This window comes from Enterococcus sp. LX10, from assembly GCF_023539285.1.
GTDB lineage: Bacteria > Bacillota > Bacilli > Lactobacillales > Enterococcaceae > Enterococcus > Enterococcus faecalis.
The window spans coordinates 1,994,549-2,013,982 of record NZ_CP092784.1 but is presented as its reverse complement, the minus strand read 5'-3'; the positions used below and the strand labels follow the sequence as shown (position 1 = coordinate 2,013,982).

Annotated in this window: 18 protein-coding genes; 16 read left to right on the top strand and 2 right to left on the bottom strand. The window is 37.6% G+C overall.

Annotated features, from left to right (window positions below; all coding sequences use genetic code 11):
- Positions 1–290: 290 nt before the first annotated feature.
- From recQ to holA, 14 genes are all read left to right on the top strand, one after another.
- Positions 291–2,060 carry a DNA helicase RecQ gene (gene recQ / locus MKZ30_RS09460; RefSeq protein ID WP_002368957.1) on the top strand — a complete coding sequence of 590 codons (1,770 nt, stop codon included), beginning with the start codon at positions 291–293 and terminating at the stop codon, positions 2,058–2,060.
- A 226-nt stretch (positions 2,061–2,286) separates the two neighbouring features.
- Positions 2,287–2,592, top strand: coding sequence for an Fpa/YlaN family protein (locus MKZ30_RS09455; protein ID WP_002356684.1), 306 nt, complete (start codon positions 2,287–2,289; stop codon positions 2,590–2,592).
- Between the two features lie 3 nt (positions 2,593–2,595).
- On the top strand, positions 2,596–3,804 hold the full coding sequence (locus MKZ30_RS09450; protein ID WP_033591652.1) for an FtsW/RodA/SpoVE family cell cycle protein: 1,209 nt from the start codon (positions 2,596–2,598) through the stop codon (positions 3,802–3,804).
- Positions 3,805–3,836: 32 nt separating this feature from the next.
- Positions 3,837–7,265: a pyruvate carboxylase gene (locus tag MKZ30_RS09445; protein WP_033601295.1), complete on the top strand. Its 3,429-nt coding sequence runs from the start codon at positions 3,837–3,839 to the stop codon at positions 7,263–7,265.
- Between the two features lie 16 nt (positions 7,266–7,281).
- The gene (locus tag MKZ30_RS09440; RefSeq protein ID WP_002379682.1) at positions 7,282–8,406 is read left to right on the top strand and encodes a CAP-associated domain-containing protein; all 1,125 of its coding nucleotides are present in this window, start codon (positions 7,282–7,284) and stop codon (positions 8,404–8,406) included.
- The gene (locus tag MKZ30_RS09435) at positions 8,403–8,837 is read left to right on the top strand and encodes a YlbF/YmcA family competence regulator (RefSeq protein WP_002356689.1); all 435 of its coding nucleotides are present in this window, start codon (positions 8,403–8,405) and stop codon (positions 8,835–8,837) included. The genes MKZ30_RS09440 and MKZ30_RS09435 overlap by 4 nt, the downstream gene beginning before the upstream one ends.
- Positions 8,827–9,177: a YlbG family protein gene (locus MKZ30_RS09430; protein WP_002359714.1), complete on the top strand. Its 351-nt coding sequence runs from the start codon at positions 8,827–8,829 to the stop codon at positions 9,175–9,177. The genes MKZ30_RS09435 and MKZ30_RS09430 overlap by 11 nt, the downstream gene beginning before the upstream one ends.
- Positions 9,178–9,236: 59 nt before the next feature.
- On the top strand, positions 9,237–9,830 hold the full coding sequence (gene rsmD / locus MKZ30_RS09425; protein ID WP_002414371.1) for a 16S rRNA (guanine(966)-N(2))-methyltransferase RsmD: 594 nt from the start codon (positions 9,237–9,239) through the stop codon (positions 9,828–9,830).
- A 1-nt stretch (position 9,831) separates the two neighbouring features.
- Complete coding sequence (gene coaD, locus MKZ30_RS09420) at positions 9,832–10,323, top strand: pantetheine-phosphate adenylyltransferase (RefSeq protein WP_002356693.1); 492 nt, start codon at positions 9,832–9,834, stop codon at positions 10,321–10,323.
- Positions 10,310–11,380 carry a SepM family pheromone-processing serine protease gene (locus MKZ30_RS09415; RefSeq protein WP_033601296.1) on the top strand — a complete coding sequence of 357 codons (1,071 nt, stop codon included), beginning with the start codon at positions 10,310–10,312 and terminating at the stop codon, positions 11,378–11,380. The genes coaD and MKZ30_RS09415 overlap by 14 nt, the downstream gene beginning before the upstream one ends.
- 62 nt (positions 11,381–11,442) lie before the next feature.
- Positions 11,443–12,120, top strand: coding sequence for a helix-hairpin-helix domain-containing protein (locus MKZ30_RS09410; RefSeq protein WP_249958757.1), 678 nt, complete (start codon positions 11,443–11,445; stop codon positions 12,118–12,120).
- A gap of 122 nt (positions 12,121–12,242) precedes the next feature.
- The gene (locus MKZ30_RS09405) at positions 12,243–12,746 is read left to right on the top strand and encodes a ComE operon protein 2 (RefSeq protein WP_002395327.1); all 504 of its coding nucleotides are present in this window, start codon (positions 12,243–12,245) and stop codon (positions 12,744–12,746) included.
- Between the two features lie 34 nt (positions 12,747–12,780).
- Positions 12,781–15,045, top strand: a complete 2,265-nt coding sequence (locus MKZ30_RS09400; RefSeq protein ID WP_161284244.1) for a DNA internalization-related competence protein ComEC/Rec2 — start codon at positions 12,781–12,783, stop codon at positions 15,043–15,045.
- 57 nt (positions 15,046–15,102) lie between these two features.
- Positions 15,103–16,131: a DNA polymerase III subunit delta gene (holA, locus tag MKZ30_RS09395; protein WP_033601299.1), complete on the top strand. Its 1,029-nt coding sequence runs from the start codon at positions 15,103–15,105 to the stop codon at positions 16,129–16,131.
- A gap of 51 nt (positions 16,132–16,182) precedes the next feature.
- Here holA and MKZ30_RS09390 read toward each other — a convergent pair whose 3' ends face one another.
- Complete coding sequence (locus MKZ30_RS09390) at positions 16,183–17,124, bottom strand: 2-dehydropantoate 2-reductase (RefSeq protein WP_249958756.1); 942 nt, start codon at positions 17,122–17,124, stop codon at positions 16,183–16,185.
- Positions 17,125–17,292: 168 nt separating this feature from the next.
- Between MKZ30_RS09390 and MKZ30_RS09385 the strand changes: the two genes are divergently transcribed.
- Positions 17,293–17,850 carry an acyl-CoA thioesterase gene (locus MKZ30_RS09385; RefSeq protein WP_002382741.1) on the top strand — a complete coding sequence of 186 codons (558 nt, stop codon included), beginning with the start codon at positions 17,293–17,295 and terminating at the stop codon, positions 17,848–17,850.
- A gap of 86 nt (positions 17,851–17,936) precedes the next feature.
- Here MKZ30_RS09385 and rpsT read toward each other — a convergent pair whose 3' ends face one another.
- Complete coding sequence (gene rpsT / locus MKZ30_RS09380) at positions 17,937–18,188, bottom strand: 30S ribosomal protein S20 (protein WP_002356703.1); 252 nt, start codon at positions 18,186–18,188, stop codon at positions 17,937–17,939.
- A gap of 210 nt (positions 18,189–18,398) precedes the next feature.
- Here rpsT and MKZ30_RS09375 point away from each other — a divergent pair, with 210 nt between their 5' ends.
- Positions 18,399–19,433 carry an inorganic phosphate transporter gene (locus MKZ30_RS09375; protein ID WP_002356704.1) on the top strand — a complete coding sequence of 345 codons (1,035 nt, stop codon included), beginning with the start codon at positions 18,399–18,401 and terminating at the stop codon, positions 19,431–19,433.
- The last annotated feature ends 1 nt before the right edge of the window (position 19,434 follow it).

Below are 19,434 nucleotides of genomic sequence, written 5' to 3'. Positions count from 1 at the left end.
ACTATGCTCGTTTTACTACGAAAATAGTTGGTTTTTTTGATGGCAAAAACGAATTAATGCGTATTTTAAGATAAGATTATTTTTTTATGTGTGGATAACTACTCGTTATCCACAACAAGCAAATGTCGCTATTTTTGAAAGCTTTTGATAGCAAGCTTTCACAATTTTTCATTCTTTTTGATGTTTCACGTTAACTGGTGTTTCACGATTGTGTCTTGTTTTAACACACCTTGTTCCTGTTAGATTAGCGTGTTAAAATGACTTGTAGAACAAAGATTGGAGCGCAATAAATGAGTGCATTACAAGAATTATTAAAAGATACATTTGGCTATGATGATTTTCGGCCAGGACAAGAAACGATTATTCGTCATGTATTGCGACAAGAAAATGTCTTAGGCATTATGCCAACAGGTGGAGGCAAATCAATTTGTTATCAGTTGCCAGCCTTACTTCTGGATAATTTAACATTGGTGATTTCACCATTAATTTCTTTAATGAAAGATCAAGTAGACGCCCTGAATTTAATGGGAATTCCAGCTACATATATCAATAGTACCATTTCCTATCAAGAAATGAATCATCGTATTCAACTAGCGGTTAACAAAGAAGTCAAGCTATTGTATGTTGCGCCAGAGCGATTAGAATCTTATGATTTTCAACAGATGCTGACACATGTACCGATTGATTTATTGGCAGTAGATGAGGCACACTGTATTTCACAATGGGGGCATGATTTTCGTCCAAGCTATTTGCGTTTAGCAGAGATTATCGATCAATTTCAACAACAACCAACTGTGATTGCACTAACAGCTACAGCAACGCCACAAGTAGCGGAGGATATTGTCAAGCAATTAAGAATTCCATCAGAAAATGAAATCAAAACAGGATTCGCTCGAGAAAATTTATCTTTTCAAGTCGTGAAAGATCAAAATAGAGACGTTTTTCTTTTGGAATATTTAAAGATGAATACTGGGCAATCAGGTATTATTTATGCAAGCACGCGGAAGGAAGTTGAACGAATTTATCATTTATTAGAGAATAAAAAAATTGCGGCTGGGATGTATCATGGGGGTATGAGTGAACAGCTACGTAGTGAAAATCAAGAAGCGTTCTTGTATGATCAAGTGCAAGTGATGGTAGCAACAAATGCCTTTGGTATGGGGATTAATAAGAGTAATGTTCGTTTTGTCATTCATGCACAAGTACCAGGAAATATTGAATCTTATTATCAAGAAGCCGGCCGAGCTGGTCGTGACGGTCTGCCTAGTGATGCTGTGTTAATGTTTGCTCCACAAGACTTACAAATTCAACAATACTTTATTGAACAATCTGAAATGACCATTGATTATAAGCAGAAAGAGTACTTGAAATTACGGGAAATGTCACAATATGCGAATGCACAAATGTGTTTACAAAAATATATTTTACGCTATTTTGGTGAAGAAGGGACGGACTGCGGTCGCTGCTCGAATTGTCTGGATAATCGAGAATTAGTCGATATTACGGTCGATGCCCAAAAAGTCTTGTCTTGTGTAAAACGTATGGGAGAACGTTTCGGTAAGGGCTTAGTTGGTAAAGTCTTGACTGGTTCAAAAGATCAAAAAATTGATCAATGGCATTTTGATCGTTTGCCAACATACGGACTAATGAAAGGTCGCACGCAAAAAGAAGTCACACAGCTGATTGATTATTTAACAGCAGAACGTTATTTAATTCCTTCTGATGGGCAATTTCCGTTGTTATCAGTCTCGACAGAAGGTGTTCAGGTGCTCTTAGGGGAACGGAAGGTCTTCCGAAAAGAAGACCAAAAAGTTCGAAAGGTAGCAGTGGATGATGCCTTGTTTGAACGATTGCGCGAATTACGTATGGACATGGCTCAAGAGGCAGGCGTGCCGCCATATGTAGTCTTTTCCGATAGTACACTTAAAGAAATGTGTGAAAAATTACCGCAAACAACGATTCAATTATTGCAAATAAAAGGGGTCGGCCAAAATAAATTAGATAAATATGGCACCGCCTTTTTAGAAGTAATTAAAGAATATCAAGAAACAAAAAAATGATATAGTTTGTTATTTTATTTAAAATTAAAAGCAGAAAATAAGAAAAAAGTCTTTTAATGTATTTGTTGTTGTATTGATAAAATAAGCTTGTTATATAAAGAGATTTCTTACTTAATATATCGCTTGGTTTTAGAAAATTTCTTAAAGGAAATTTTCTGAAATCATCATGTATCTAACTGAGAATTATGTTATAATTATTTAATTAAGATAGGGAGGTTCTGTACAAATGGACGAAGGAATTTCAAAGAAATTTGCCATTCAATTATTAGAAGACGATGCAGAACGCATTAAAATGCTTATTCGTAATCAAAAAAACAGTTTGTGCATTTCTCAATGTAAAGCATTTGAAGAAGTGGTGGATACACAAATGTATGGTTTTTCAAGACAAGTGACCTATGCGACCCGTTTGGGGATTTTAACTAATGATGAAGGACATCGCTTACTAAGTGATTTAGAACGCGAATTGAATCAATTATATACAGATGTTTATGAAGAAACACAAGAAAAAAACGAGATTGGCAAGGAGGGTTAAGCTTTGCCAAACAAAGTAAAGAAACGGCATTTGCTAGACTATAGTATTTTTATTCCATATTTAATTTTAAGTATCGTGGGATTGATTATGGTATATAGTTCCACATCCGCATTACAAGTAATGAAAGGTTTTTCACCTACTTCATTCGTTATTAACCAGGTTGCCTTTTGGGTAGTAGGGTTAGTTGCAATGTTTTTTATTTATAAGATGAAAACATCCGTTTTCCAGAATCGAAGTTTTATCATGTTTGCTATTGCAGTAATTACGGTTATGGTTTTAGCCGTTCGGATTCCTGGTATCGGGAAAGAAATTAATGGCGCACGTGGTTGGATTGAGATTGGTGGATTTTCGATGCAACCAGCTGAGTATTTAAAAATCATGGTTGTTTGGTACTTGTCTTATATTTTAGCACGGCGACAAAAGACAATTAATGGAGGCATAGATCAATTTAAACAAGCTGCCGGGCGCCCGTTGATGCTCGTTTTTGTATTAATTGCTCTAGTTGCAATCCAGCCTGACTTCGGGAATGCGGCCATTCTAACATTAATTACCATCGTGATGGTTTTAGCAAGTGGGATTAATTATATGTATACCTACTTGGTCGGTGGCTTGGGCATTTTAGGTAGTATCACGGCTATTCAGTTATTAATTATGTCTAAAGGAAAAATTTTCCCAGCGCGTTATCAATATATTTATAATCGTTTTGCTGTCTTTAAAAATCCATTTTTAGATGAACGGAACTTAGGCCATCAGTTAGCTAATTCTTATTATGCAATCAGTAATGGCGGCTGGTTTGGCAAAGGTCTAGGGAATAGTGTTCAGAAAAAAGGCTTTTTACCAGAAGCACATACGGACTTTATCTTTGCGATTACTTTAGAAGAGTTAGGCATTATCGGCGGTCTAGCGATTTTAGGATTGTTGATGTTTATGATTGCGCGAATTATTTTAGTTGGTGTACGCTCGAAGAAACCTTTTAATTCACTAATGTGTATTGGAATTGGTACAATGTTATTAATTCAAGTCTTTATTAATGTTGGTGGGATTACTGGGATTATTCCATTAACAGGAATTACTTTCCCGTTCTTGAGTCAAGGTGGGAATAGTTTGCTGATTATTTCGATTGCTGTGGCCTTTGTCCTGAATATCAGTGCAGATGAAACACGTCAGAAATTAGAAAATGAGTACTATTTATCTTTAGAACAGAACCAATAAATTTGAAGGAAATTGATGGTAGGAGTGACGTTATGAAAAAGGTATTAGTTGCCAATCGTGGCGAAATTGCGATTCGAATTTTTAGAGCTTGTACAGAATTAGATATCCGTACAGTAGCGATTTATGCTGCAGAAGATGAGTATTCTGTTCATCGTTTCAAAGCAGATGAAGCGTATTTAGTTGGTAAAGGGAAAAAACCAATTGAAGCCTATTTAGACATTGAAAATATTATCCAAATTGCCAAAAAATCGGGAGCAGATGCCATTCATCCTGGTTATGGCTTTTTATCTGAGAACTTGCGCTTCGCCGAACGTTGTGAAGAAGAAGGAATCATTTTTGTTGGACCTAAAACACACCATTTAGATATTTTTGGCGATAAAATTAAAGCGAAAGAAGCAGCTGTAGCTGCGGGGATTGCTTCGATTCCAGGCTCAGATGGGCCAGTAGCAACGGTGGAAGAGGTCGTAGCCTTTGGTGAAACGCATGGCTTTCCTATCATGATTAAAGCTGCTTTAGGTGGCGGCGGTCGCGGGATGCGGGTTGCCCACGATGCCAAGGAAGCACGAGAAGGTTACGAAAGAGCAAAAAGTGAAGCGAAAGCAGCCTTTGGTTCTGACGAGGTTTATGTTGAAAAGTATATTTCTAATCCTAAACATATCGAAGTACAAATTTTAGGCGATCATCATGGGAATGTCTTGCATTTATTTGAACGTGATTGTTCCGTTCAACGGCGCCACCAAAAAGTGGTAGAAGTCGCACCATGTGTATCAATGAATGAAGAACAACGAGCAGCCATTTGTTCGGCTGCTGTGCAGTTAATGGCGCATGTCGGCTACGTGAATGCGGGAACGGTTGAGTTTTTAGTAGAAGGGGATCAGTTTTATTTTATTGAAGTGAATCCTCGTGTTCAGGTAGAACATACTATCACAGAAATGATTACAGATATTGATATTGTGATCTCTCAATTACAAATTGCGCAAGGGCTTGATTTGCATAAAGATATGCATTTGCCAAAACAAAACGAATTGACATTAAAAGGCGCGGCTATTCAATGTCGGATTACGACTGAAGATCCCCTGAACCAGTTTATGCCAGACACAGGGAAAATCGATACGTATCGTTCACCAGGTGGTTTTGGTGTGCGTTTAGATGTAGGGAATGCTTATTCTGGCTACGCTGTGACGCCCTACTTTGATTCTTTATTGGTTAAAGTCTGTACGCATGGTTTCTCTTTTGAACAGGCAATCAGTAAAATGCAACGCTGCTTAAAAGAATTTCGGATTCGTGGCGTGAAAACAAATATTCCGTTTTTACAAAATGTTGTGAGCTATCCAGCGTTTCAATCTGGCGAAGCCAAAACAACCTTTATTGATAATACACCTGAATTATTTGAATTTCCTCGTATGCGCGATCGTGGCAATAAAACGATGAAATACATTGGAGAAGTAACGGTCAATGGGTTCCCTGGTATTGAACGAACGGAGAAAAAATATTTTGAAGCTCCGCGCGTGCCGACAGATATTGAAGTTCCAGAAAAAGTGATCACAGCTAAAAATATTCTAGACGCTCAAGGAGCAACCGCCGTCATCGATTGGGTTAAGGATCAAGAAAGCGTGTTAATGACAGATACCACATTCCGTGATGCGCACCAAAGTTTATTAGCTACTCGTGTGAGAACACAAGATTTTAAAGCAATTGCTGGTCTAACTGATGCAGCCCTGCCTGAGCTGTTTTCTAGTGAAATGTGGGGTGGCGCTACGTTCGATGTTGCCTATCGCTTTTTAACCGAAGACCCATGGCAACGTTTAAGAAAAATTCGTCAGTTGATGCCAAATACACTTTTACAAATGCTGTTCAGAGGATCTAATGCGGTAGGCTATCAAAATTACCCTGATAATGTTATTGAAGAATTTATTAAAGAATCCGCTCGCCAAGGAGTCGATGTTTTTCGAATTTTTGATAGCTTAAACTGGATTCCTCAAATGGAAAAAAGTATTCAAGTCGTTCGGGATACCGGAAAAATTGCGGAAGTAGCAATTTGTTATACTGGGGACATCAATGATCCAGCCCGAGCAAAATATAATGTTCAATATTACCTTGATATGGCTAAAGAATTGGAAAATTTAGGGGCACAAATCATTGCGATTAAAGATATGGCTGGCTTATTGAAACCACAAGCTGCTTATCGTTTAATTAGTGAATTAAAGGCAGCCGCGGATTTACCAATTCATCTCCACACCCACGATACTAGTGGTAATGGGATCATCACTTATTCAGCAGCTACTAAAGCAGGCGTTGATATTGTTGACGTCGCAATGAGTGCGATGAGTGGCGCAACTAGCCAGCCAAGTATGAACAGTCTATATTATGCTTTAGTCAATGGTGAACGGACGCCAACTATTAACATTGATAATGCACAGAAAATCAATCATTATTGGGAAGATGTGCGCATGTATTATCAACCATTTGAAAATGGCTTAAATGCCCCGCAAACAGAAGTCTATATGCATGAAATGCCTGGTGGTCAATACTCTAATCTACAGCAGCAAGCAAAAGCGGTAGGCTTAGGGCACCGTTGGGATGAAATCAAAAAAATGTATCACACAGTGAATTTGATGTTTGGCGATATTGTAAAAGTGACGCCATCTTCAAAAGTCGTGGGAGACATGGCACTCTTCATGGTTCAAAATAATCTGACAGAACAAGATGTTTATGCGCATGGTGAAGAACTAAGTTTTCCTGAATCCGTTGTGACTTTTTTCCAAGGTGATTTAGGTCAACCAGTTGGTGGGTTCCCGAAAGAGCTGCAACGAATTATTCTAAAAGGTCGACCAGCCTTCACAGAGCGGCCAGGTGACTTAGCAGCACCTGTTGATTTTGCGAGAGTACAAGAAGAATTAGCCGAAAAAATTGGGTATCAACCTAAATTGGAAGAAGTTTTAAGTTATTTAATGTATCCACAAGTATTTTTAGAGTATCGTCAAAAATACGAAACCTTTGGAGATATAACCTTATTAGATACGCCAACATTCTTTAATGGTATTCGTCAAGGAGAGACATTGGAAGTTCAAATTGAACGAGGAAAAACGTTAATTATTCGTTTAGATGAAATTGGCGAACCTGATATTGACGGAAACCGTGTCTTGTTCTTCAATTTGAATGGGCAACGTCGTGAGGTTTTAGTTAAAGATGCCTCCATTAAGTCTGCTGTTCAAGTAAAACAAAAGGCGGAACCAACTAATAAAGAACAAATCGGCGCAACGATGTCTGGTTCTGTTCTACAAGTATTGGTCAAACGTGGCGATAAAGTAGAAAAAGGTCAGCCGTTGCTGATTACAGAAGCCATGAAAATGGAAACGACTATCGAAGCACGTTTTGCGGGCACGGTAGATCACATTTATGTTGAAGAAGGCGAAGCAATCAGCTCAGGTGATTTGTTATTAGAAGTGAAAGAAAAATAAGATGAGAGGGGAAAAAATGAAGCGATTTTGGGCCTTTACTGCTGTTTTTTTAACAGTTCTACTCATCGGATATTTAGAGCCAGTTTTTTTCCCTGCTGAAAAACCAACCGAAACAGCTCAAAGTGGGCGCTTATCCAGCGCTCACACCGCTGTTCCTCATGAAGAATTGCCAGCTTCTGGCTACGCAGCATACATAGGGAAAGATGTGGAAACCTTTATCCGCCAGTTTGGCAATCCTAAAGAAAAAATTAAAACAGGTCGTACGTATGAATTATGGACGTTCGGTTTGACGATGAATGATTACTTAGAAGTCAACGTTCGAGAAAATAAAGTCATCGCAATTAAGGCCTTTAACAATGACAAAATGATAGAACCGTTTAAGATAGATATGAAGCTTGCTGACTTGTCTGATTTAATGACGATTTATTCGAATTTTGCATTTAATTTTCATCATGAAGCTTACGATGTCGAGCTGATGGAAGAAGATATGAACTATCGACCACTGGTTGCTTTTGATAATGGCAGTTTTGCAGTGTTATTTTTTAATCAGCGGACAGGCGGTTTAATGGCAGTTAATTATGTCAATAAAGAAACGTTGCTCACGGAAATGCCGTATCAATTAAATGAAGGTTCTCCTTTGCCAGTTGATATAACGCAGTCAATGACCTTCGATCCTGTTCAAAGTAACCAAGCGATTTATGTCATGAATCTGGTTAAACAGCAAGAAAATCAAGCTGCTTTTTCAGTTTCCACACAAAGTCAAAAAGATGCCCAAACATTGTATCAAACGATGGCTAACCATACACCAACAATTTTGTCGGCAAATCGACAAGCAGAATTGTTACAAACGAGAGAGGAACATACAGCCATTCATCCCTTTCATTTGACTAAGGACGAATTTTCTTTATTAGTTAAAACGAGCAAACTTTCGTTGAGAGAACCAGCAGGTATTTTCCAAGAACCTGTTTATGATAGTACCTTTACTATTTTGTCATGGTTTTCGGACCCGCAATATGATAGCTATTTTGCTGAGTCAGAAACGACAGAATTGGGCGTTGCCTTTTCCAATGAAGGTGTGTTAGTCTTATTAGAGAAACGACCAGAAAATAGGCAAATCACGGAGAGTAGTGAAAAGTTATGATTGTAACAGAACATTTATTTGCAATTGAAGATCAAACAGAATGTTTAATTTCAGCACTTTTAGAAAGTGATGCTGTTCAAAACTATAAAGAAACAAAAAAAGCTATGTATGCTTCGGCGGAAGTTGCTCAGTTACAAAAAGCATTTTTAGAAGCTAAGTCAGCCTTTGAACGAGTAGAAGCTTATGGAATTCATGCACCCGATTTTCGGGAGAAACAACGAGCCCTACGTAAAGCGAAGCGGGCGCTTGATTTAAATGAAATCGTTGCAAATTATCGTTTTGCTGAGACAAACGTTCAAACGTTGCTAGATACAATTGGTTTAAAGATTGCGCAACTAATTTCTGAAGATATTAAAGTAGATGCTGGAAATCCTTTCTTTGAACGAGGAAAGAAACATTCAGGTTGTGGAGGAAGCTGCCATGCAAGCTAAAGAAGAAAAAGAATTTACGCTTCAAGAGCGTCGTTGCCTAATTGTTTGGGTATACACATTAAAACCGTTAAAACAGTTACGCCGATATGGACTGATTCACTATGTTTCACGAAAAATGAAATATGTGGTGATTTACATGAATGAAGAAAATATTGAAAGTAACATGGAAAAAATTAATCAGTTACATTTTGTTCGTAGTGTCGATAAATCGTATCGACCAGATGTCGAAATGAATTTTGCTGAAAAAATTGGTACCAAAGCGGCTTATCAAGAACAAGAAGACGATGGCTATGTAGTAGAGGAATTATCTACAGAGATTCGCTTAGCAGAGAATGTCTAATGTAAAAGAGTGAGAAATGTTATGAGAAATTTCAAACATTTTTCACTCTTTTTGTTATAATGAATTATAAAAGAATGATTGATAAAGGAGTCGAAACAATGCGTGTTATTTCTGGAGAATATGGTGGCCGACGCTTGAAAGCGTTAGATGGTGACAATACTAGGCCCACAACAGATAAAGTAAAAGAATCTATTTTTAATATGATTGGTCCATATTTCGACGGTGGAATGGCGCTGGATTTATATTCAGGAAGTGGCGGGTTAGCGATTGAAGCCGTTTCTCGTGGAATGGACAAAAGTATTTGTATTGAAAAGAATTTTGCTGCACTAAAAGTAATTAAAGAAAATATTGCGATTACAAAAGAACCAGAAAAATTTGAAGTTAGAAAAATGGATGCTAATCGTGCCTTAGAACAGTTTTATGAAGAGAAGCTACAATTTGATTTGGTCTTATTGGATCCGCCCTATGCCAAACAAGAAATTGTTTCACAATTAGAAAAGATGTTAGAACGGCAGTTATTAACAAACGAAGCCGTTATCGTTTGTGAAACAGATAAAACTGTCAAATTACCGGAAACGATTGGTACACTAGAAAAAACAAGAGAAACCGTTTACGGAATCACTCAAGTAACGATTTATCGTCAGGAGGCGTAGGATGCGTAAAATTGCTCTATTTCCCGGAAGTTTTGATCCGATGACAAATGGTCATTTAAATTTGATTGAACGCAGTGCGAAGTTATTTGATGAAGTCATTATTGGTGTTTTTATAAATACAAGTAAGCAAACATTATTTACGCCAGAAGAGAAAAAATATTTAATTGAAGAAGCAACTAAAGAAATGCCAAATGTGCGTGTTATTATGCAAGAAACCCAGTTAACTGTGGAAAGTGCAAAATCATTAGGGGCTAATTTTTTGATTCGTGGCATTAGAAACGTCAAAGACTACGAGTACGAGAAAGACATTGCTAAAATGAATCAACATCTGGCACCAGAAATTGAAACGGTTTTTCTATTAGCAGAAGAACCATATGCACATGTAAGCTCCAGTTTACTAAAAGAAGTTTTACGTTTTGGGGGCGATGTGTCTGACTATCTTCCTCCAAATATTTATCACGCGTTAAAACAAAAGAAGAATGACTGGAGCTAAAATAATGAATAAAAAAACAGAGAAATTTTCGTTTAAATCACTCATTCCAATGGTATTGGCATTGCTGCTAATTGGTTTGTTTATCGTCCCCATTCCTTATTATATTGAAGGACCAGGAACGACTGAAAATTTAAAGGAGTTTGTAACTGTTGATGGGAAAAAAGATACGCAGTCTGGTGCTTTTTATTTAACAACGGTGGGCATTCGTTCGGCCACTATTTTTTCTGCCATAAAAGCAAACTTTTCGGATTTTCAAGAAGTTATGTCTAAAAAAGAATTAATGGGGGATAGTAGTAATAGCGAATATAATCGAATTCAACAATATTATATGGATTCCTCAAAAAACGCCGCAATTGAGCAAGCCTTAAAATTAGCGAAGGTTCCATATGAGATGAAATTTAAAGGTGTCTATGTGTTAGCGATGGAAGACAACTCAAGTTTTAAAGGAAAAATTGAAGTTGGCGATACCGTGACAGGCGTGGATGGCAAATCTTTTAAAAGCAGTGAAGAATTAATGAATTACATTAAAGCACAAAAAGTAAATCAAAAAGTCACTGTTCAATTTATTCAAGATGGCAAAGCAAAAGAAGCGACCGGCAAATTAATTGAATTGCCAACAGATAAAAAAGCGGGGATTGGTATTGGTTTGACCGATCATACAGAAATTGATTCTTCTATCCCAGTATCTATTGAAGCGGGTGATATTGGTGGGCCATCGGCTGGGTTAATGTTTACTTTGCAGACCTATGAACAATTAAGTCATAAAGATTTACGAAAAGGTCATGAAATTGCTGGAACGGGTACGATGAACAGTCAAGGAATCGTTGGTAGAATCGGTGGCATTGACAAAAAAGTTGTAACTGCCAGTGAGAACGGCGCAGAAATTTTCTTTGCACCTGATGATGAAATAACTCCAGAAATGAAAAAAGTTGAGCCAAAAATCAAATCGAATTATCAAGAAGCACAAGAAGCTGCGAAAAAAATTGGGACAAAAATGAAAATTGTCCCAGTAAAAACGGTTCAAGATGCCTTGAACTATCTAGAGAAATTAAAATAAAAGTACGCCTGGACCAAAAATTACTAGTGATTTTTGGTCCAGGCGCATTTTTTTGTTAAAAAATGCGTAATTATATTTTGAAGGGAGGACAAACGATGGATTGGTTGAAACAGTTACCCAAAAAGTGGCTATTGCTAGGTAGTGGCGCGTCTATAGTTATTTTGATAACTCTATTAGTGGGCATTTATTTGATGGTTAATAAGGAGCCACAAGTAGACACCACAATGTGGGAAGAAACAAGTTTGACCACTACGACAGAGGTCGCCACAGATGCCACAAAAGAAAGGGCAGAAACAATGATCTATGTTGATATTAAAGGAGCAGTGAAAGTACCAGGAATCTACCAACTAAAAAATCAGCAGCGGATTTGGGATGCTTTAGCTTTAGCTGGAGGCGTGAGCGAGGAAGCTGATACTGCCCAGGTCAATTACGCTCAAAAAGTAAAAGATCAAATGATTATTTACGTGCCCAAAAAAGGAGAACCAGTGGCACAGTCATTAGAAACGCTGCAGGAATCAGCACCTGCTCAGCAAAATCAGGGGGAAAAGATCAACCTTAATACGGCAACAGAAGCAGAGCTACAAACGATTTCAGGAATCGGTGCGAAAAAAGCACAAGAGATTATTCGCTTTCGTGACGAACAAGGACCGTTTAAAACCGTCGAGGAACTGAAAAATGTTCCAGGTATTGGAGAGAAAACAGTAGAACGTTTAAAAGACATGTTGACAGTGACTGGCTAACTTTTAACAGAAAATTCCTGAGAATTCTTGACTATGGGATGCGGATAACATACTATTTGTAATAAGATTAAATGATTTGGCAAATCGAACACAGGAGTCATTAAAAATAAAGGAGGTTTATTATGGAACGAATTCCATGGGACCAATATTTTATGGGACAAAGCGTCTTATTATCATTAAGAAGTACTTGCACACGGTTAACTGTCGGAGCAACCATTGTTCGCGACAAACGAATTATTGCAGGAGGTTACAATGGTTCAGTCAGTGGCGGAACGCATTGTATTGATGAGGGATGTTATGTTGTTGATAATCATTGCGTTCGAACAATCCACGCAGAAATGAATGCAATTTTACAATGTGCGAAGTTTGGCGTCCCTACAGAAGGGGCAGAAATTTATGTGACACATTTCCCGTGCCTGCAATGTACAAAGATGATTTTACAAGCAGGGATTAAAAAGATTTATTATTTAAAGGATTACCGTAATGATGAGTATGCCCTAAATTTAATTGAACAAGTAGGTGCCACGGTTGAAAAAGTGACTTTAGTACCAAAATATTTTGCCGAATTACAATGGGGAGAAGAATTTGCCACACTTGAGGACAATCCTTCCTCAGCTGAGGAATAATTGGTTCTTCGTAGCTCTGCTGACTAGTTGTGGGCTGTGGTGTCTTTTCGCACCTAGTTTATTAGGAGCTCTTCTTCTTTCTATCACTGTTATCCGTATTGTCTGTACAAAAAGTTTTCCTGTTATATTGGGAGGTTTTTTGTGCAGTTTTTTAATAGTAGGAGGTGTATTGATTTTCCAGTGGTTAAAGCCAGTCTCTTTGTTGCCTAAAGAAGTCCGCTTGTCAGGACAGCTAACGATATTGCCAGATGAAATACAAGTAGATGGCGATCAAGTAAAATTTCCTGCCAATTGGATCGTAAAAGGCAAAAGGCAGAAAGTGATGGCATTTTATCAATTAAAAAGTGTGAAAGAAAAACAGCAATGGCAACAACTAGCCACAACCATTCAGGCAACCGCTGTAGGTATTTTAGAATCCCCCCAAGGTCAAACCAACAAAAATGGCTTCAATTATCAACTATTTTTAAAGAATCAAGGAATCGAAGCTATTTTATTCATTGAGGAGATAGGACAACCGCGTTCCTTTTTTTCTTGGCGGTTTAAAGAAATCATTAGCGGCTGGCGGAAATGGGCGATGGTACATATTCAGAAAAATTTTGCTGATACTAGTGCAATGTACATGAATGCGTTGCTTTTAGGTTTTCGTAATGAAGAATTTGCTGAAATAAGTGATAAATTTTCAGCATTAGGCATTTTGCATCTTTTTAGTTTGTCAGGGATGCATGTTTCTTTTTTCCTTCGTTTATTTCGCTTGCTGATGCTAAGAATCGCTCGTCGAACGCAAGAAAGTTATTTTTTGTGGCAATGCGGTTTTTCTCTGATATATGCTGGTTTAACAGGATTCTCAGTCAGTGTCATGCGGGCGCTTTTACAAACAAACCTCAATACGTTCAATCGACGGTTTAATTGGCAGGTTCCGGCCCTCGATTGTTGGAGTTTAACTCTCTTAGTGCACTTGATTGTTCAGCCAACCCTCTTTTTTTCAGTCGGCGGTCAATTTAGTTACTTACTTTCCTTTGTTCTGCTGTTTTTAGAGCAAACATTAGTCGGTTATTCTTCGCCTTTCATTAAAAATTGTGTAGGCTCTTTCCTATTGGCTGTGGCTTCCTTACCTATTTTAGTCCAATCATTTTATGAATGGCCCTTGTTAGGGAGTTTCTTAACCTTTCTCTTGTTACCAATTTTTGAACGGTTCTTGTTACCGCTTTTGACGTTGAGCTTTTTTCTAGTGATTATTATGCCAGCACGCTATTTAGCAGCCTTGCTCGAACCACTATTTTTAACAATGAATGGTTTATTTGAGTGGGTGCTAGTTCACTTAAATCCGAAGCTGACCATCGGCTATTTAAATGCTTGGATACAAATTAGTTTGTTATTACTAATCGGACTTTCAATGATTTATTTAGCAGATAAGTCTAAAAAAATTTTTTTCTCAATCGGACTACTAATTGTTTTGATAAATAGTAAATACCTTTCGCCAATTGGCATTGTTGCAATGATCGATGTAGGCCAAGGGGATAGTTTGTTTATCCAAGCGCCTTTTCACAGAAAAAATACACTAATCGATACAGGTGGTCGGTTGTCTTTTGACAAAGAAGCTTGGCGGAAACGGAAAAATAGTCGATCAGGAGCGGAATATTCAGTGATTCCTTTTCTCAAAAGTCAAGGAGTCAAACGTTTAGATGAAGTGATCATTACACACGCACATGAAGACCATTTTGGCGATTTATTAGCCATTGCGCAGAAGGTTCCAATTTCTGTTCTTTATTTCCCTAAAGGAGCAGCTGAAGCCAATTTTTCGTTTCACCAAGTCTTGAAACAACTCCAAAAAAGCGGGACAGACTGTCGGCCAATTTTAGCGCCCAAGCGAATTAATGGGCCCGTTTCTTTTCAAATTTTATCGCCAAATAAGAGCAGTATTGGGGGCAATAATGACTCGATAGTGTTTTCCACACAATTAGGTGGACGGCATTTTTTATTTACTGGTGACTTGGAAGCCGAAGGAGAAGAACAAGTGTTGGCTCGCTATCCCCAGTTGAAAATCGACATCTTGAAAGTCGGTCATCATGGTAGTAAAACGTCGTCTACTAAAAGATTTATCAAACAGCTTAATCCGCGAGAAGCATTGATTTCAGCTGGACTGAATAATCGTTTTAAACATCCTCATCAGGAGACATTAGCGACGCTGAAGGAGCAAAAAATAAATTATTATCGGACCGATCTTCAAGGAATGATTTATTATCAATGGTTACCTTGGCAAGGGCTTTCTAAAGCCAAATTTGTTAAAGAACAAGACTAGTATTTCCAGAAGTAACATGATAGGATAAACAAGAGAAACGAGAAAAGGAGCGAGCCAATGGAGTTACAAAAAGCTTTGAAAGAAGTGCGAGAGCAAAAAATCGCTCCAGTGTATTTATTAATAGGAACAGAACTTTATTTAACTGAATTATTTAAAACAACATTGATGAAAGAATTGTTGACGGAAGAGGATGATCAATTTAACTTTTTCTCATTTGATATGGAGGAAACACCTTTAAGTGGAGCGATTGCTGAAGCGGAAACAATTCCGTTTTTTGGTGATTATCGCCTTGTCTTTGTGGAAAATCCTTACTTTTTAACTGCCGAAAGAAAAACAAACGGTGTGGAACATGATGTCAATCTTTTATTGAATTATTTGGAAAGTCCATCACCAACAACTGTTCTTGTTTTTATGGCCTCATATGAAAAATTAGATGAACGCAAAAAAATTACCAAAGCATTGAAAAAAAATGCCACAGTAGTTGACGTCAATCCAATGGATGAAAAGGCTATTCGTCAGTACATTTCTCAAACGATTGAGAGCGAAGGGTACACTATTCGCTCCGATGCTTTTGATTTATTACTTCAATTGACAGACTTGAACTTATCAAAAATTATGGGAGAATTACAGAAGCTGTATTTATATGCCCTTGAAACGAAGACAATTACACGAGGTGCGGTTCAAGAATTAGTCCCTAAGTCTTTGGAACATAATGTTTTTGACTTAACCAATGAAGTACTTTCTGGAAACAGTGAAAAAGCTGTTCAATTGTATGAAGATTTACTTTTACAAGGAGAAGAAACCATTAAGTTAAATGCAATCTTATTGAATCAGATTCGCCTTTTTCTACAAACAAAAATTTTGGCTAAGATGGGCTATCAACAAGCGAATATCGCTGATACATTAAAGGTTCATCCTTATCGAGTCAAGTTAGCGTTACAACAAGTCCGACGATTTGAATTGTCTCGATTAGAAAGACTTTATGATGAATTAGTTGAAAATGATTACCGCATGAAAACGGGCCAAATGGATAAAGAATTATTATTCCAATTATTTATTTTAAAATTGACTGCACAAGCAAAATAAGAAAGTGCCAGAGGCAAACGTCATACAACGATTGTCTCTGGCACTTTCTTTTTATTTAGCTCCTAATAGTTCTTCCTTTCCGTGAACAAGCTGTGTCAACATGGCACAGAAAGGTGTTGCTACGTTGTATTTTTGTCCTTTGCGCCAAACGGCACCATTGATGTAATCAATTTCTGTGAGACGATGATTTTTAATTAAATCTTGATACATAGACGGATAGTGCAAGCCAATACCGTTTGGATCATAAGTTTGAGCAATATGTGTATAGACTTCTGCTTGATCTAAATGAATGGCTTCTTTTTCTGCGACTGCTGCAAATTCACTGATTAATGTTTTAACAAGGGATTCACTAACAGGTAGTGCACCAAATTCGGCAATATTACAATCAAGGATTGTACACAAACCATTTAGCGTGCCATTGACACAGGCTTTCCGCCAAATAGAGTAGCGAACATTGCTACTATAGCTTGGATTTAAACCAGCTTGTTGGAAGACATCGACGACTTCTAAAGCAAATTCTTTACCAGAAGGATCAATATTTTCTAATTCAATTTCGCCATCACCTAAAAGTTTAACACGTCCCGGTCCTTCTAAACCAGCTGTCCACATGGTAATGCCAACCAAGATGTTTTCTTTTGGCACATATTTTTCTAGTACATCTTCATGACCTAAGCCATTTAATAAACATAGTACATACGTTTTTTCAGTAATCATTGGTTGAATCGCTTTAAACATTGCATCTAATTGTTGTGCTTTGGTTAAAGCAATAATTAAATCTACTTGTTCATTTTGATGGTCAATTTCTTCTGGTGAGAAGATTGGTAGTTTTGCGACAACTTCTTTTCCATTAAAATCAGCGATTAAACCATGTTCACGAATGGCTTCAATGTGCGCGGGCCATTGATCGATTAAAGTTACATCATTTCCGCCTTGATGCAACATAATTCCTAAACGGCTGCCCATAGCGCCGGCACCAGCAATTGCAATTTTCATGTGTATCCATCTCCTTAAAAGTTCTTTAACCGTTATTATTATACAGCAACTTTCCTAAAAATGAATAAATGGGACTTGCAAATTTGTTATTTTTTAAATGTTTCCTAAAAAGTAAGGATTGCATCAAATGGTAAAGTAAGCTAAAGTAAAGCGTGGAAAAGTTTATAAATGAAAGTAGAGGAATCGTTAATGACGAAAGAAAAATTTTGTCGAGAATCACGAGTGATTCAAACACATCGTGTATTTCCCTTTGATTTAAATCCCTTTGGTGCACTATTTGGTGGGAAATTAATGTCTTTAATTGATGACGCCGCATCCATTTCCGTTTCACGACATTGTCGGAGAGGGGCAGTTACAGCATCTTTAGATAACTTGAATTTTTTAAAACCTTTAAAAGAAAATCACTCAGTGTGTGTTGAAACGTTTGTTTCTGGCGTGCATCATAAATCGATGGAAGTATTTGTTAAAGTTGTAGGAGAAGATTTAACAACTGGAGAGCGTTATTTAGCGGCGACTTGTTTTACAACTTTTGTAGCCATTCCGTCTCATATGAATCCCGAAAGTGACTTCCAATTAGCGGCAGTCGTCCCAGAAACTGCAGAAGAAAAGTTGATTTGTTCCAATTATGAAACGAGAAGACAACAACGTTTAGCTTTGCGAGAAGAGACTAAATTATTTAGTCAACATCTCACAACAGATTTACCGTGGATTGATTCACCTTTATAAAAAAATGTCCGAGTCTTTGTGAAAACAGACTTGGACATTTTTTGATGAAAAAAGAAGCTAACATGAATGCTAACTTCTATCTCACATTATTTAGCTAATTTGCTTAAACGAATTTTATCGCGGTTAGCTTTGTTTTTATGGATTAAACCTTTAGTTGCAGCCATATCAACAGCTTTAACAGCTTCGTTGTATAAAGCATCGACGTTATCAGCTCCAGCAGCTACAGCTTCTTCAAATTTCTTGATTGCTGTACGCATTGCGTTTGTTTGAGATGAATTTTTCGCATTCGCGTTAGCACTTGTACGTACGCGTTTGATTGCAGATTCGATATTTGGCATTTGTTTCACCTCCGATGATTTAGGTTTTACACTGGTCAGCCAATGTAATTCAACAGTAATCATTATACCTAATCCATTGTTCCATTGCAATAAAAGACGACAAGTTTTTTTCCTTAACAGACAATTTCAAGAAAAAAATAAGAAAATTTGCCAGAGCCTTAAGAAAAAAGCATACATTTTTTTTAAAACATGCTATGATAAAATAGATAAATGAAAAATGGTGGTGTCTTTGTGAGTATTGCATTATTGGTAACGATTACTTTGGTAATGGGTGTAATTTTTGTTAACGGTTGGACGGATGCGCCGAACGCAATTGCAACCGCTGTCTCGACTCGGGTGTTAAAGCCGAATGTCGCAATTTGGATGGCTGTTGTGATGAACTTTTTAGGTGCATTAGTCATGACCTTTTTTAATGCCCAAGTAGCTGAAACGATTAGCAACATTGTTAGTTTTGACGCAAATGGAAACGCTTCACAGGTGGCTTTGGCTGCTTCGCTTTTTTCAATTGTGGTTTGGGCAGTTGCTGCGTGGTATTTTGGTATTCCCACAAGTGAAAGCCATGCGTTAATTGCCGGCTTGACTGGTTCGGCAATGGCATTAGGTGGTTTGGGTGCAGTCAATGGCTCGGAATGGATCAAAGTGCTTGTTGGCCTAGTTGTTTCTACCGTTATGGGCTTTGGCGGCGGTTATTTGATTGCCAAACTTGTTGTGAAAGCTTTCTCGGCTGTGCCTAGAAGAAAAGCCAACAAATTTTTTACAGTTGGGCAAGCCTTTGGTGCAGGAGCTAATGCTTTTTTACATGGTGCGCAAGATGGGCAAAAATTTATGGGCGTGTTCATGTTAGTGCTTTTTTATAATAATTTAGTCGAAAAAACAGGTGGCGGTTTTGTGATTCCGTTATGGGTTATGGTTCTGTGTTCCATTACAATGGGCATTGGAACTTCTGTGGGCGGCATGAGAATCATTAAATCAGTCGGGATGGATATGGTAAAGCTTGAACGCTATCAAGGCTTCACTGCAGATTTAAGCACGGCTATTTGTTTATTTTTAGCATCGGCTTTTGGGATTCCAGTTTCAACTACTCATACAAAAACAACAGCGATTATGGGAGTAGGTGCTTCTAAGCGAATCTCAAGTGTTGACTGGCGTATCGTGAAAGAAATGCTGATAGCATGGATTTTAACTTTCCCAGGATGTGGGCTGATCGCTTATGTGATGTCAAAATTATTTATTGCAATTTTTTAAG